Origin of the sequence: Arundinibacter roseus (genome assembly GCF_004348825.1) — a bacterium.
GTDB classification, from domain to species: Bacteria; Bacteroidota; Bacteroidia; order Cytophagales; family Spirosomataceae; genus Arundinibacter; species Arundinibacter roseus.
Map to the genome: position 1 here is coordinate 359,585 of NZ_SMJU01000007.1, position 14,564 is coordinate 374,148.

The following is a 14,564-nucleotide window of genomic DNA, read 5'->3' on the forward strand; positions in this document are numbered from 1 at the left end:
TTCAAAAAAATATTTTTTTTGAAACTTAATTTTACTTAATACCCACCCCTCAGATCTGTACGACTAATGAAAGTAACTGTTGTCAGCAAGCCTAACAATGGTCTGCCCCGTTGGATGAGGTTAATCAATCCTATTTCGGCAAATGATCCGATTTTGATTCTTAAAGGCCACTATCCACAATTTATATTTGAAATAAGTGGAAAGCCGGTTTCGGACACAAGTATGGCATTTGCCTACAAAGAAATTGAACTGTTTATAACCGTCCGAAAAGATGTCGATCAGTTTGGAGATCCCCCCAAAAGTTGCCTGAAAGAAATGTGCAATTGGTACTGCAAGTCTAACTACAAACCAACGTTCAGGCAGCTTTGCCAGTAAATTCCATATCCGTTAGTATACATTTATCCCACAATGTTATAGTACCTTAGACTATAATCCACGTATTATATTTTTGTCAATATTTTACCTAAATTGGTAGCATACTACTGTATATTATGTAGATTTACCAAAACTCTTGCAGATAAATTGTAGGCATAGATAACCCAAAAAGAGTATGGAAAATAATTTTTCCTCGTTTTCCGATGAAACCCGTACACCGACAAGGTGGATGTTGCTAACGGATCCGTTATTAAATAAGCCCAAAGTCATCATTTATAAAATTGATTATCCGGAATATTTCCTGGAAGTAAACTCTCACTATACAAGTTCGGAATGTGTAGCAGTTGACTATCAGGGAATGACCTTTTACATTGACATTTGTCGCGACATTAATAACTTCGGAAACCCTTCACACGGCATGCTCCTGGAAATGTTGCATTGGTACGACTCGCTGAAAATTTCCCCTTCGTTGAAAAAGCTTTCCGTTCAAATGCCCGAACAAAGCTTTTTTTTCAACTGAGCCTGTTCACATAGACAAACAGCCCTGATGTATTGAACCTCAGAGCTGTCTGCGATAGTCAAAAAATTTACTGCTACTTCTGTCCGGGTTGATGCACGAAGATGCGGACACCTTTTTTGTTCCCGGTTACAATATCCAATAGCCCATCGTTATTGATGTCTTCTACCGTTACATGTAGACCTACACCCGAATCTGTATCTATTTCATGCTTAATCCATGCAGGTACTTTTCCCGGTTTGTACTCATACCAGTAAATTACCGCCGGTTCCAAACCGCCCGGATCTTTGCCATGATGCGCAAAATATCTTTTCCCGGTGATCAGGTCCGGATTACCATCTCCATTTATATCCTTTAATTCGACACCATGTGTTTGGGAAAATGTACTATCTATCTGATGATGCGTCCATGTTTCTTTACCATTTGCATCTTTGCCCTGCTCGTGCCACCAAATTCCGTAGGCATGCGCGGAAGCGCTGATGATGTCATTTAAACCATCCTGATTCAAATCCATGACATACATTTGGGAACAATCAAGGCTAATATCCGCAGGATGAAACACCCAATCAGACTGCCGGACATTGACCGGGCCCTCCCACCAACCTGTCCGAACAACTACATCTTTTCGGCCATCGCCATTTACATCGCCATAGCCAAACCCATGTGTATACATGTGGGTCGCAATTTTATCATCATTACTGATTACATATTTTTGCCAATTGACCTCTCCCTTCGTATCCGGCGATTTCAGCCAGATTATCTTCTTTTCCGTTGGATCGTTGCATAGTAAATCCATACGCCCGTCGCCATCCATATCAACTAGTAAAGGTGACTCATTTCCTACGGAAGTATGAATGAGGTGTTGTTTCCAATGACCCGGTTTATTTTTGGGGTTTTCGTGCCAATAGGCTGCCTTTCCGGGCCAGTCAATCCGAATGAGGTCAATCCAGCCATCCTGATTAACATCCATGGCAAAATCAAGAAAGGAATCACTATATCCGCCAACGACTTTGAACGTATCGGGTTTGGCTAGTTCATGTGCTTTCCAGTCGGGGGCCTCAAACCAGTATGCCCCGGCCAACACATCTTTTTTCCCGTCCTGATTTACATCTCCCATCGCAGCGCCTTCGGAAATAAAGCGTGATGTAAGCACCACTTTCTTGAACTGAACAGTTTTACTCGTGGCAGAATTTGTTTGGGCAGTACATGAAATTGTACCACCAAGTATTAAAAGTGCAAACAGGCCAGTCAGCCGATTTTTTTCAGAAAACATAAATTTGTACGATTAGGAACGTCAATTACCCCTACTTTGAAGCCTTTTAATTTCAGCAAAGTATTCATCAACAAAAGTGTAGGAGAGGTAAACGTATACTCACTTTTCATATTTTTTTCATTTTTGTTTGGTAAGCATAAAAAAAAGGTAGCAGGTACGAAAACTTCGTACCTGCTACCTTTTCATAGTTCTACGACTACCGATTCGTTAGCGGGGAATAACTAGCTCAGATCCTGCAATGCCCCTACAAAAATTTTCATTTCGTCCATCGTTCCAATACTCACCCGACACCAGGGTTTGTTTTGGATTTCGTACGCTTTTACTCCAATTCCTTTTGTTATCATTTTTGACAGCAGTTCTTTCCCCGGAATGTTGATTGGGAAAATCACAAAGTTGGTGTACGATGGGATGTATGTATAGCCCATTTTTTCCAGGCTGCTGTACAAATATTTCTTTGCCTCATGATTTTTAGTCCGGGTCATGTCCTGAAACTCGGCGTCATCAAGACTTGCCGATGCGGCAAAGATAGAGGTATAGGAAATCCCCATTCCACCGCGCGTAATTTTTTGGATTTTTTTCAAAAACTCCGGCTGAGCCGCCATGTAACCCACACGAATTCCGGCCATTCCCATAATTTTTGAGAATGTACGCGCCACGATTACGTTTTTATTTTGGGAAATTAAGGACACCATGCTTTGGGTATCTGCTCCGACAGCAAGCTCAATGTAGGCTTCATCTACAAAAATGGGTACTTTTTCAGAAACCCTTGCGCAGAAATCAAGCAACTCTTTGCCAGAGGTAATAGATCCTACCGGATTGTTTGGGTTACAAATATAAACCAATTTGGTATCCTTATCAATCGCCGCTTCCATCGCTTTCAGATCGTGCGACCAGTCTTCTTTGCACGGAACGGCCTTCCAGGTTGCACCTACCGACTTGGCTACATTGACCAATGACATGTAGCAAGGATCAGCCGAAACGATGTTTCCGCCATTCATGAACATAACCAATGCCACTTTTTCAAGCAAATCAGAAGAACCGGGACCCATCATGATGTTTTCGGGCGTAACGCCTTCTTTCTTCGCAATCTTATCAATCAGGTCGGCCATTTCCTGCCATGCGTATCGGTTTCCACGCTTTACTGACTCAGCCACAGCCTCTTGTGCAGATAAAGGTGGTCCGTAGGGGTTTTCGTTGGAACTGAGCTTTGTCGTAATTTTCGGACGGGCGACCATCGGATCCAGAAAATGTTCACGTACCATGGGGCTGCGAAAAATCCGCTGATCGGGATCCAGTGAAAGTAGCTCGCCTGAGAAAGCGCCTTCGTTGAGTGTTCGGCTTGCGGCCTCACTCAATTGTGGAAGAGCGGCAAGGCCGCCGAGAGTTAATAATCCGCTTTTCAGGGCGGTTCTACGATTGACAGATACGCTCATTTTTTGTAGAGTTTTACAATTTATCGTGATATACAGTTTTGACGAACGTAAAGAGGATTTGAGGGAAGTGGCTCTTATTAAGAAACAGAATTAAATTAGTTATTTTTGACTATATTCCAACTAATTATACTATATTTTTTATTTTGACAAAACAATTATAAACATAAATTAACATCTTGGCAAATTATCTTAAAAAATTTATGTAAAATATGCGATCATTTATTTATGGTCACATTTTTGCATTTTCACAGTTTCACAGGCCTGCACCCTGTGCTGATGGATTTCGCCCCGTTGGGGCTGGGGGTATTGGGTTAACCTATGTTTGTAACCTTGATTTCTTTCATTAATTTTCAGCCATAGTTCAGGCGAGATATAGTTGTTTTCCAAATCATTTATTCAAATGCTACAAAATCTTTTTTGTTTTCTGTTTCTTAATGGTCTGTTCCTCTTACCAGTCGTTGCACAAGTAAAACTACCGACCGCCCCGCCAATACAAATTATCCTCGACACCGATATGGATTCTGACGTAGACGATGCTGGCGCCCTTGCTATGCTGCATTCGTACGAAAAATTGGGATTGGCAACTATTTTGGGGATTATTGTCACGAGCGACGATGCCCACAGTGCGCCTTGCACCAAAGCCATCACAACCTATTTTGGTCGCGGCGAAATTCCGATTGGAGTTAGCCAACGTGACTCTCTGCTATCTTTTTCGAGATATACTAAGCAAGTTGCTGCCGAATTCCCAACTGACCTTGCCACGAATGCGGATGCAGAAGATGGAACTGTGGTCTACCGCCGGCTCCTCGCCAATGCGCCTGACGGCAGCGTGGTGATCCTGACGATTGGCCATCTCACGAGTCTGAGTCGACTACTCAATTCTCCACCCGATTCGATTAGTGATTTGAACGGGAAAGATTTGGTTGCAAAAAAGGTGACGCGTTGGTCGTGTATGGGTGGACAATATCCGTCAGGAAAAGAAGCTAATTTTTACCGTCCCGACCCAGCCTCAACCGTCGATTGCCTGGCTCAATGGAAGCTCCCCGTTACGTTTGCTGGCTGGGAAGTCGGACAACAACTTGTAACAGGCGGAGCCGATTTTAAGGCAAAAGCTACTGAAAACAGTCCGGTGTATCGGGCCTATTCGCTGTACAACAATTTCAAGGGGCGGGCTAGTTGGGATCAGGTCTCAGTTTTGGAAGCCGTAGAAGGCGTTGAACCTTACTTTGAACGTGTTACTGAGGGACAATGCGTTGTAGCCTCAGATGGAAGCAATACCTGGCAGGCACCTGCCAATGGGCTGCACGGCTACCTGCGTATGAAAGCACCGACAGAAGTTATTCGGAAGCGGATTGATGATTTGATGCTGGGGAATTTTTGAATGAAGGATCAAACCTACAAGTGCTCAAAATTGATTTTTGATTTCTTCCAAATGATACTCAGGGATCCAATCAAAGTATGAATGAAAAATGGATTCCAATTTGCTTTTTGTATTGGACCAAAGGTAGCATCCTCTATCGTCGTACATCCGAAAAGCTTTATCGGATTCGGCCTCAAAAAAATAGATTTCTTGCGATATACACGGTTCATGGCCCATTTCAAAGGAAGCAATTCCACGCATTAGTTCTTCAATAGGTAAATTTTCGATTTTTATTTTGGCTACTATAAGCTTTGCATCATAAAACCGAGGAACGGAATTGTCATTTTCATGGTATTCAAAACTGCCCGAATGACATGAAAGCTCTATTTCTTCATAACATTCTAATTTTGAGCTTTTTAATACAGACGGAAAATATTGATTGAGGGTCTCATTAAAATAAGGGTTCAAATCTTCGTAAGCTAAAACCCAAATAGATGCTTCTGTATCTGAAAAATGTTCTCGAAAAAGCTCACAAGCTCTATCAGTAGCTTGTTTAATCCGCTTTTTAGAGCCATTTCTTACAGTTCCTCCCAGCTCAAACCGTAATTCGTATTTCCCACCCAATGTGAAGGATTCAGTAATGACAGCCCTGGAAAAAAAAGTAGCAAGATATTGCCGAAAAGCCTCGACGGGAGAAGATTTCAAAACAATATCCTGCATTACCTTTTCTGCTAACCAAACCTCTAACTCTTTTTCTTCTGGCTTCCAGCCTATTTTAGAAAATCCCTCACCGACAAGATAACTAAACGTGGGTGTCCATATTGGGTAAATAATTGTTTCTGGATTTTCAACTTTTCCAAGTTCATCATTCATCCAATGTATCATTTCAGGCAAAGCAATTCGCAAAATTTGTGCTTCTCCTCTGCCTCCCCCAACAAGGATATCACCTTTTTTGGCTTTGAATTCTTCCGCATTTTCTTCCAACCTATATACCGCAATCTGACGAGTATTGGACTTATACACAAAATCATGACTTGAAGGGCATTGAATAAAACCTAATTGCGAAAAGATATAGCTACTAATTTGTGACATACTGATATGTGTGTTTGATGCAGCGGTGCTACTTAGTTTCCAATATGCTTCTTCAAAACCTCATCCACAGCTTCATCAAACTGCGAAATGATTTCTGCCGTGGAACCAGGCAAATCTTTAATTTCAGCCAAATCATCAGGGTCAAAATGAAACAATAGCGAAGCATAAATGGCCCGTTGGCAGTCCATCAGGTTGATAGTCAATCTCTTTAACTCTTCCAGTGTAGTTGGTTGAGGTACATTTTTTATCGTAAAAAGCAGCTTTTCAAAACCTGAACCATCAAATTTTTGCTCGTATTCAAGCGTTTCAAAAAATTCATGGTCTAAAAGTCTCATGCAATATCAGTGTGGTCAATCGTAAACAAAAATTCTTGAAAGTCTTTTATTCTTCTTCCCACATATCATGCTTTTTCAGAACATCGTCCGCTTCGGGTGTATTGATTCGATACAGAGTCCAATAAATCCATTTGGGATAAGGTGCATCTTTTAAATTTCCGTTGTACTCCGTTGAAAGCATTTGGTCGAGATAAGGCGTTAACTCTGCAAATTCAGGACAGGAACAATACATCAATACTTCCTGATGCTGCTCGTGATTTTCGGATAACAGCAACCGCCCCAGCAAATCGATCATACTGCCGTGCCGATCATATAAAAAATGCCAGGCTATGGATGCGTTGAGCAGCTCTGCCCGATCTTCCCTGATGGCAAACTCTATGAACTGCCGGGCTTTTTCGCCATCTTTCAGCAAGGTATCGGGTATCAGCTGCCATACATCCTCGTAGGCAATTACTCCCAGCACAGCGTCTTGAAGGGTTTCTATTTGTTTGTGTGTAAGGATCATATGGTCAGTTTCTATCCAATACTTTTTGGGCGTAGTAGCGTACTGTTTCGTCTTCTGATGCCACAAGTTCTTTTATAGCCAAACTGGCAGCTTCGGCATTTATTTTCTCAATCGCGTAGATACATTTACGGGCAAGCTGCCGGCTTTCGTCCCATTCGAGATACTCGGGTTGAAAATGCACCAGCTCCATAAGAACCGGAATGTCTTTTTCTCTGAAACAGCCTTTGTAGTAGTGGACCAGGTCTTCGTGTTGTTGGTGCCATCGCCCGGCCATGCAAGCCACAAGTATATCTAGAAAAGTATCGTCCGTGGGTTCATCTTTAAAATAATGGACTATGAACATCGCCTCAAAAATCGTATCCGCCGATTGCTCAGCCAGGGCTTTTTTGCATAAGTGCAGCAGATAACCTTCAAAAATCACATTGTCTTTTGAATATCTTTCCCAAAACTCCTCCCAACTGATTTCCCTGCGTATATATTGATGTGATAGTTCTTTGTTTAGCATGTGTTTATTGTTTTTTGGTAGCTATGGTCTTCTAGATCGTTAATTCATTAGCTATCATTTCTGCCTGTTTTAAAACGGTCTCAGTCGCCAACATTTGCATGTCGGGTGGATAGCCAAATTTCCTCAAAATCCTTTTGACTGCCACTTTCAATTTAGCCTTTACACTCTCTTTAATCGTCCAGTCAATGGACGCATTTTGCCGGATCGTTTCTGTCAGCACAACGGCAAGCTCTCTCAACTTGTCTTGCTGCATGAGTTCTCTAGCACTGTCGTTATTGGCCACTGCTGTGTAAAATGCATATTCAAAATCGGTTAAACCCAAATGGCTTGCTTCCTTATCTGTTTCCACAATTTCTTTACTAAGCCGGATGAGCTCATCCATTACCTCAGCAGCAGTCAATATTTTATTGTGATATTTCTTGATTGAGTTTTCGAGCATCTCTAAAAATGTCCTGCTCTTAACAAGGTTCTTTTTGGCTCTCGATTTTATTTCATCGTTCAAAAGTTTCTTCAAAACTTCCAGGGCAACATTTTTATGTTCCATTCCTTTCAGTTCCATCAAGAACTCTTCTGAAAGAATAGAAATGTCGGGCTTCTTTATTCCTGCTGCATCAAAAACATCAATGACCTGTTCTGAAACTAAGGCTTTATCAATCACCTGACGAATCGTCGTTTCTATGGGGCGGCCTCCCGCTTCTTCATCTGTAATCCCTGATCCTGTTCCGTCAAACTTTGCCAGCCTTGCTTTCACTGCCTGAAAAAACGAAACTTCGTCTTTTGCGTCCATTGCCTGATCATGCGGAATGGCAATGGCAAAAGCTTTTGACAATGCTGTTACTTCGTTGATGTAGCGTTTTTTGCCGTCTTGCAGTCCTAAAATATGTTCTTCTGCTGCAAGAATTATGGATAGTTTTTTTGAAGTGTCAGCGTCAAAATAGGTCTCATAGTCAAACCCATGATACATCTGAGAAACAACCTCTAACTTTTCTAACATCAACTCAACCGCCTGTTCCTGCAAAATAGTCGGATCGCCTTTACCCCCTGCATCGGAATAAAACGCCAATGCTTTTTTCAAGTCGGCTGCAATGCCCAAATAATCCACAATCAAGCCGCCCGGCTTATCCTTGTACACACGGTTTACCCTTGCAATGGCTTGCATCAGATTATGTCCTTTCATTGGTTTGTCAATGTAAAGGGTGTGCATACCTGGTGCATCAAATCCAGTGAGCCACATATCCCGAACGATGACCAGTTGTAATTCATCATCAGGATTTTTCATTCGTTCGGCAAGTGTCCTTCTTTGGTCTTTTGTTGTATGATGTTTTGAAATTTTCGGACCGTCTGCGGATGCAGAAGTCATGACGACTTTAATAACCCCCTTAGTCAAATCGTCGGAATGCCACTCCGGTTTTAGGTCAATGATTGCCTGATACAAATCGGCGGCAATTCGTCGGCTCATGCTCACAATCATCCCTTTGCCTTCAAACACTTCCTGACGTTGCTCAAAATGCGCAACAATGTCTTTGGCAATATTCTTGATTCTATTTTCACTTCCTATCAAGGCTTCAAGCTGCGCCCATTTTGCTTTTGCTTTCTGGGTGTTGGTTAAATCTTCCTGTTCCAGTTCATCGTCCAGGTCTTCAACCAGTTGTTTGCCTTCTTCGCTAAGGTTTACCTTTGCCAAACGGCTTTCATAATATATACGAACCGTTGCACCATCTTCAACGGCTTGCGCTATGTCGTAAATGTCCACATAGTTTCCAAAAACCGCAGGTGTATTTACATCTGTATTTTCGATTGGGGTTCCTGTAAAACCCAAATACGTTGCATTGGGCAAAGCATCCCGCATGTATTTTGCGAAGCCGTATACTATTTTACTGCCAACCTCATTCCCTTGATCATCCTTTATTTTTAATGTTTTGGCTTTAAAACCATATTGTGTCCGATGTGCTTCGTCGGCAATTACCACAATGTTTTTTCTGTCTGAAAGTAGCTCATACACATTGCCTTCTTCGGGCTGAAACTTCTGAACGGTCGCAAATACCACTCCGCCCGAAGCTACTTTCAGTAAGTCTTTTAATTGGTTTCTATCTTCTGCCTGAACGGGCTCCTGCCTGAGCAATTGCTTTGAAGCTGCAAACGTATCAAAAAGCTGATCGTCTAAATCGTTACGATCCGTAATGACCAAAATGGTTGGGTTGTCCAGCGCCAAAACGATTTTTCCTGTGTAGAAAACCATTGACAATGATTTTCCGCTTCCCTGCGTATGCCAAACCACACCGCCTTTTCTGTCGCCAGCAGGTTGGTTTTTTACTCCGGGCACACCATAGCTTTCAGGAGATTCAGCTACCATTGAGGCCATCATCATGCTCAGGGGTGTTTCATTTTCTACGGTGTATCCTGTTGCTCTTAATGTTGATTCAACCGCTCGGTTTACTGCATAGTATTGATGGTAAGCCGCTAATTTTTTGACCGTAGTAATGGTGGTAATGCCTGTAACGACATCATTGTTTTTGGATTTTTCAAAAACAATGAAATTCCTGAGTAAGTCAATCAGGGTTTCTTTGTTCAACATGCCTTGAATCAGCGTTTCCAACTGACTGACCAAATGCGATGCTTCGGCTTTTCCGTCAGCCGATTTCCAGGACATAAACCGACTAAGGCCCGAAGAAATGGAGCCTGCTTTGGCTTCCAGTCCATCTGAAATAACCACAAAACCATTGTAGGTAAACAGGCCAGGAATTACGGATTTATAGGTTTCTATTTGTTTGAAAGCAGAAAGAATGGTTGTCTTTTCATCTGCTGCGTTTTTCAGTTCGATTACCACCAACGGAATTCCATTCACAAACAAAATAACATCAGGGCGTTTGTTGTTTCCGTTTTCAATGATGGTGAATTGATTGGCAACCACAAAATCGTTGTTGCCTGGATTTTTAAAATCTATCAGCCAAACCCTGTCGCCCCGGTCGTCTCCATCTACACGTTTGGAAACGGGAATGCCTTCTGTCAATAACCGGTGAAAGGTTTCATTGTTGGCAAGCAGTTCAGGCGAAGCAATACGCTGAATTTCTTTGATGGCTTCTGCCTGTGCATCGACTGGAATTCTGGGGTTGATGCGCTTAACTGCATTTTGCAACCTGTTTACTAGCAAAACCTGTGCATAGCTGTCTCTTTCTGAGCCTGTCGATGGGTCGCTAGAAGGTGCAATGTCCGGGCCATAGATATATTCATAACCGAGCTTGTCGAATAGCTCAATGGCAAAGGTTTCGATGAGGGTTTCGGTTATTTTCATGGTTTTGAACAGGATTTACTTGATTGTAGGATGTATAGGCTGTTTTACAGGATGAAATACCTTTTTGTATTGCAAACTGGTGGAACCAAAGTTGATTAGCAACCCAATTTCAAAATCATAGGCTACAACATAATTTTTTGCCTGTGCCAGGTGCACATCTTCCAGGGTAATCAATGCTTTTAGTTCAACAATTACTTTGCCTTCCACTACAAAATCGGCTCTTCTTGTTCCCACGGCAATGCCTTCGTAAAAAATAGTTTGCTCAACTTCTCTTCCAAAACCTAATCCTGCCTTTTCTAATTCAATAGCCAAACACCGCTGGTATATTACTTCCTGAAAGCCATTTCCCAGGGTATTATGTACCTTCATAGCTGCTCCAATGATTTTGTAAGTGATGTCGTTTAACTCCATTGTCAGAATCTTGATTTATTAGATTTGAGGATTTACCGGATGATTTATCTGTATTTTAAATTATTTGTTCCTGTTTTTTTTATTAATTAGTTTCTTCTTTCTTTATCCAGCTCATCCGTTCATTCTGTTCATCCATTAATCCCGCTCATCCGTTCATCCCCAAAATCCAGCTCATCTGTTAATCCCGCTCATCAGTTAATCCTGTAAATCAGTTAATCCTGTAAATCATGATTCAGACGAATTTCCCCACTCATCAATTTCGGCAACAACGTATCTCGTAAGGCCGTGAGCGTGCGGATTTGGGTTTGATTGGATTTCAACTTTGGGGTTATAGATTCGCAGAAATCATTGAATCTCAAAACCAAACTATCCGGTGGAATTGCAATTTCATAAGACTTTAAATTTTCAATATCCACTCTTTGTCTGCCAGATGAACCCTGCATACAACTTTCCGCAAAGTCTTTGAAGTCTTTATTCCTAACAACGGTATATGCAAAAAATGGATGCAGCTTTTTTTTAGGTCGTAGAATAATAAACTCTGTTGAACCCCAGCCAATTTGATCCTCATTCAAAAAGTCAACAAAAGCTGCTTTTCCATTCTCTAAACAAGGTGTGATTCTGGCTAATAATGTATCACCGCTTATAAATTTCGAACCAGAGGTAAACTCTCTCAAATACCAACCAGTTGGAGCGCTGGTAGATGTGTTTAACCCTGCCATTTCCAAATATGGTGCTAGTGCGCCTTTTTGTAGTTTTCGTGGCGGGTTGACCTCAATTAAATCTGAAATTGTTCCTTCCTCCCATTCCTCCTTCGCCTCCTCCACAAACCACTGCCTAAACAGCGTTTCCGCCATTTTTTCTAAGGTGGCGTTTTGGCGGTGCAGCAGGTCTATTTTGTCATCTAAACTGCTGAGGACGGAGGCAATGGCGGTTTGTTCGGGGAGAGGGGGCATTAAAATAATTAAGTCATCAAAAGATGCTTTCGGAACTCTTTGCCTTCCTGATGTTCCATCAAGATTAATTTCTGCATGGTCCCTAACTTCTTTCCAGCGAGATAAATAATAAATAAACTCGGTATCAGAAATGTTTTCATTACCTCTTAGAACATAAAATTCAGTTGAACCAAAACCAAGATTATTTTCCAGATTTTTTACTTTGCAAATTTTTCCATTTTCTAAACATGGTGTTATTCTGGCAAACAAAGTATCTCCATTCTGGAATTTTGAACCACCTGCTTTTTTTTTCTTAATTTTTGGAAAACAAAACTTATTGCCATCTTCCAAATCTTTCATTTCAACAAATGAGTATTCATCCCAACCATTTAATGAAACTGTTGGATTAATTTTTACAAAATCAGAAAATCTATATTCCTTCCACTCACTCATTTTTATCCTCCTTTTCCTTCTTTAAATGATTTAATTCATTGATAATCATGGTTTCCAGCTCTTTGGTAAGTATAAGCAAATTATGACGCCAGGACAAAACTGCTACGAAGCGTAATAGTTTTGGATATCTATACTTTGTTGTTTTGTCTTCACCCTAAAACTGCGACAGGTTGTCGCAGTTTTGGCTAAGTGGGTAAGGGTGCTTTCGTCTATGTAATTGTCAATCAGTATAATTTCTTTCTGGGCTTTTTTAATCAGGCCGGAAGCAAAGGCATAAGCATCAAAAATTTGTCCGTCGAAGAATATGCCTTGGGTGGGTAATTCCTGTGTTTTCAGTTGCAGGGATATTTGCTTTACTTCTTTACTTAGGTTTTCATAGTTGTTTTCTATCTTGTCAATTCGTTGATTGAGGGCGTAGCCTTTCAGCAGATAATCCCTTAATACCCGCGTAGCCCAGATGCGGAATTGAGTACCTTGTTTGGATTTTACACGGTAGCCGACTGAAATGATGACATCCAGGTTGTAATATTCGATCCTGCGCTTCACCCGTCTGCCCCCTTCTGCCTGAACTGTCAAGGATTCCTTGACAGTTGCCTTTTTCTCCAACTCTCCCTCTTTAAAGCAGTTATTAATGTGTAAACTGATATTTTGCTTGGTTTGGCCAAAAAGCGTGGCCATTTGTGCCTGCGTTAGCCATACGGTTTCATCTTCTAGCCTAACTTCAATGTGTTCGGCCAATTCATCAGGTCGGTATAAAACTATTTCGTTTGAACTACTCATTAGGCATCCTGATTTTTGAGAGGTTTTCAGCAATCACTTCATTCAGTTCCGCTTCCTCTTTCAGTTGAGCTTCTAATTCGGCTTTCAACCCGGCAAAGCGTTCTGCAAAATCAAAGTCATCTTCATCATCGGGCAAACCTACATATCGCCCAGGTGTAAGTACATAGTCGAGTTCTTTCACCTTGCTGATCGGAGCAGAAGCACAGAAGCCGGCAATATCTTCATAGTTACCATCAAGGTTTCTCCAATTGTGGTAAGTGCCGGTAATTTTATCAATGTCTTCCTGTGAAAGCTCACGGGTTCTGCGGTTGATCAAATGCCCTAAGTTTCGGGCATCAATAAATAATATTTCGTTGCTTCGGTCTCTGAAGCGTTGTCCTGAGCCGGATGGTGAGCCTGCCGAACCACGGCTCATAAACCACAAAGCAGCAGGTATCTGTGTATTCAGAAACAACTTGGCAGGCAGGTTTACAATGCAGTCAATGAAACCATTTTCTACCAGGGCTTTTCTAATCTCGCCTTCGCCTGAGGTTTTAGAAGTCAAAGCACCTTTCGCCAACACCACACCTGCCTGTCCGCTCGGTGCCAGGTGGTAAATAAAGTGCTGCATCCAGGCAAAGTTGGCATTACCTGTGGGCGGTGTGCCATACTGCCAACGTCCGTCGGTACGCATTAGATCTCCGCCCCAATCACTCACGTTAAAGGGAGGATTGGCAATGATGTAATCGGCTTTCAGGTCTTTGTGTGCATCGTTCAGAAAAGAGCCCTCGTTGTTCCACTTCACTTGCGAACTGTCAATACCTCGAATAGCCAGGTTCATTTTTGCCAGTCGCCAGGTGGTTTGGTTGCTTTCCTGTCCGTAAATAGAAATGTCGTTTACCCGTCCGGCGTGGCTGTCCACAAATTTCAAGCTTTGCACAAACATACCGCCACTTCCGCAGCAAGGGTCAAATACCCGACCTTTGTAAGGTTCCAACATTTCAACCAATAGACTTGATGCAATGCTGATTTTCAAGTAGATAAGTAAAAATTCCATAATCCAGCACATGCTTCCATGGCTGAATCGTGGTTGTCAAGATTATGTGCTCTAATACGGTCAGATATGATACGATATCTTTTCATTCCACCTATACTATGCTCGATACCAACACGTTGACTTGATAATTGTCTATTAAAATGTCTTTGATCTTCTGTCAATGGGCTAGATTTTTTGGATTTTGAAGGCATAAAAATAGATTTACAGCAATAATCTTTTGCAAATCCTAAATACCCTAAGTCTAAATATACGTCCAAATTCTTAA

The 14,564-nt window shown here is 41.7% G+C and carries 15 protein-coding genes; 3 read left to right on the forward strand and 12 right to left on the reverse strand.

Annotated elements, in window-relative coordinates:
* Positions 1–66: 66 nt before the first annotated feature.
* The gene (locus tag EZE20_RS13370; RefSeq protein WP_132118414.1) at positions 67–375 is read left to right on the forward strand and encodes a hypothetical protein; all 309 of its coding nucleotides are present in this window, start codon (positions 67–69) and stop codon (positions 373–375) included.
* A 175-nt stretch (positions 376–550) separates the two neighbouring features.
* A complete protein-coding gene (locus EZE20_RS13375; protein ID WP_132118416.1) occupies positions 551–895 on the forward strand; it encodes a hypothetical protein in 345 nt (114 codons plus the stop codon).
* Positions 896–968: 73 nt separating this feature from the next.
* Here EZE20_RS13375 and EZE20_RS13380 read toward each other — a convergent pair whose 3' ends face one another.
* Both EZE20_RS13380 and EZE20_RS13385 read right to left on the reverse strand, forming a co-directional pair.
* The gene (locus tag EZE20_RS13380; protein ID WP_132118418.1) at positions 969–2,165 is read right to left on the reverse strand and encodes an FG-GAP repeat domain-containing protein; all 1,197 of its coding nucleotides are present in this window, start codon (positions 2,163–2,165) and stop codon (positions 969–971) included.
* 221 nt (positions 2,166–2,386) lie between these two features.
* Positions 2,387–3,598: a pyridoxal phosphate-dependent aminotransferase gene (locus EZE20_RS13385; protein WP_132118420.1), complete on the reverse strand. Its 1,212-nt coding sequence runs from the start codon at positions 3,596–3,598 to the stop codon at positions 2,387–2,389.
* A gap of 400 nt (positions 3,599–3,998) precedes the next feature.
* Between EZE20_RS13385 and EZE20_RS13390 the strand changes: the two genes are divergently transcribed.
* Complete coding sequence (locus tag EZE20_RS13390; RefSeq protein ID WP_228713730.1) at positions 3,999–4,979, forward strand: nucleoside hydrolase; 981 nt, start codon at positions 3,999–4,001, stop codon at positions 4,977–4,979.
* Positions 4,980–5,003: 24 nt separating this feature from the next.
* Here EZE20_RS13390 and EZE20_RS13395 read toward each other — a convergent pair whose 3' ends face one another.
* The 10 genes from EZE20_RS13395 to EZE20_RS13440 form a co-directional block, all read right to left on the reverse strand.
* A complete protein-coding gene (locus EZE20_RS13395; protein WP_132118422.1) occupies positions 5,004–6,050 on the reverse strand; it encodes a DUF3885 domain-containing protein in 1,047 nt (348 codons plus the stop codon).
* A gap of 32 nt (positions 6,051–6,082) precedes the next feature.
* Positions 6,083–6,385 (reverse strand): hypothetical protein, encoded by a 303-nt coding sequence (locus EZE20_RS13400; protein ID WP_132118424.1) that lies wholly within the window; start codon positions 6,383–6,385, stop codon positions 6,083–6,085.
* Positions 6,386–6,431: 46 nt separating this feature from the next.
* Positions 6,432–6,890: a hypothetical protein gene (locus tag EZE20_RS13405; RefSeq protein ID WP_132118426.1), complete on the reverse strand. Its 459-nt coding sequence runs from the start codon at positions 6,888–6,890 to the stop codon at positions 6,432–6,434.
* Positions 6,891–6,894: 4 nt separating this feature from the next.
* Positions 6,895–7,395, reverse strand: coding sequence for a hypothetical protein (locus tag EZE20_RS13410; RefSeq protein ID WP_132118428.1), 501 nt, complete (start codon positions 7,393–7,395; stop codon positions 6,895–6,897).
* Between the two features lie 31 nt (positions 7,396–7,426).
* Complete coding sequence (locus EZE20_RS13415; protein ID WP_132118429.1) at positions 7,427–10,687, reverse strand: type I restriction endonuclease subunit R; 3,261 nt, start codon at positions 10,685–10,687, stop codon at positions 7,427–7,429.
* Between the two features lie 15 nt (positions 10,688–10,702).
* Complete coding sequence (locus EZE20_RS13420) at positions 10,703–11,098, reverse strand: GxxExxY protein (RefSeq protein ID WP_132118431.1); 396 nt, start codon at positions 11,096–11,098, stop codon at positions 10,703–10,705.
* Between the two features lie 212 nt (positions 11,099–11,310).
* Positions 11,311–12,483, reverse strand: a complete 1,173-nt coding sequence (locus EZE20_RS13425) for a restriction endonuclease subunit S (protein ID WP_132118433.1) — start codon at positions 12,481–12,483, stop codon at positions 11,311–11,313.
* Between the two features lie 102 nt (positions 12,484–12,585).
* Complete coding sequence (locus tag EZE20_RS13430) at positions 12,586–13,263, reverse strand: virulence RhuM family protein (protein WP_132118435.1); 678 nt, start codon at positions 13,261–13,263, stop codon at positions 12,586–12,588.
* Complete coding sequence (locus EZE20_RS13435) at positions 13,256–14,278, reverse strand: N-6 DNA methylase (RefSeq protein ID WP_228713732.1); 1,023 nt, start codon at positions 14,276–14,278, stop codon at positions 13,256–13,258. Before EZE20_RS13435 ends, EZE20_RS13430 begins: the two co-directional genes overlap by 8 nt.
* Positions 14,275–14,564, reverse strand: a 290-nt coding sequence (locus tag EZE20_RS13440) for a transposase family protein (RefSeq protein WP_132118437.1), incomplete at its 5' end; no start/stop codon positions are given. The genes EZE20_RS13440 and EZE20_RS13435, both read right to left, overlap by 4 nt.

Bases quoted from the DNA above. Each gene is read 5' to 3' on its own strand.
- EZE20_RS13370 (WP_132118414.1), top strand. From the start codon at position 67: ATGAAAGTAACTGTTGTCAGCAAGCCTAACAATGGTCTGCCCCGTTGG.
- EZE20_RS13375 (WP_132118416.1), top strand. From the start codon at position 551: ATGGAAAATAATTTTTCCTCGTTTTCCGATGAAACCCGTACACCGACA.
- EZE20_RS13380 (WP_132118418.1), bottom strand. From the start codon at position 2,165: ATGTTTTCTGAAAAAAATCGGCTGACTGGCCTGTTTGCACTTTTAATA.
- EZE20_RS13385 (WP_132118420.1), bottom strand. From the start codon at position 3,598: ATGAGCGTATCTGTCAATCGTAGAACCGCCCTGAAAAGCGGATTATTA.
- EZE20_RS13390 (WP_228713730.1), top strand. From the start codon at position 3,999: ATGCTACAAAATCTTTTTTGTTTTCTGTTTCTTAATGGTCTGTTCCTC.
- EZE20_RS13395 (WP_132118422.1), bottom strand. From the start codon at position 6,050: ATGTCACAAATTAGTAGCTATATCTTTTCGCAATTAGGTTTTATTCAA.
- EZE20_RS13400 (WP_132118424.1), bottom strand. From the start codon at position 6,385: ATGAGACTTTTAGACCATGAATTTTTTGAAACGCTTGAATACGAGCAA.
- EZE20_RS13405 (WP_132118426.1), bottom strand. From the start codon at position 6,890: ATGATCCTTACACACAAACAAATAGAAACCCTTCAAGACGCTGTGCTG.
- EZE20_RS13410 (WP_132118428.1), bottom strand. From the start codon at position 7,395: ATGCTAAACAAAGAACTATCACATCAATATATACGCAGGGAAATCAGT.
- EZE20_RS13415 (WP_132118429.1), bottom strand. From the start codon at position 10,687: ATGAAAATAACCGAAACCCTCATCGAAACCTTTGCCATTGAGCTATTC.
- EZE20_RS13420 (WP_132118431.1), bottom strand. From the start codon at position 11,098: ATGGAGTTAAACGACATCACTTACAAAATCATTGGAGCAGCTATGAAG.
- EZE20_RS13425 (WP_132118433.1), bottom strand. From the start codon at position 12,483: ATGAGTGAGTGGAAGGAATATAGATTTTCTGATTTTGTAAAAATTAAT.
- EZE20_RS13430 (WP_132118435.1), bottom strand. From the start codon at position 13,263: ATGAGTAGTTCAAACGAAATAGTTTTATACCGACCTGATGAATTGGCC.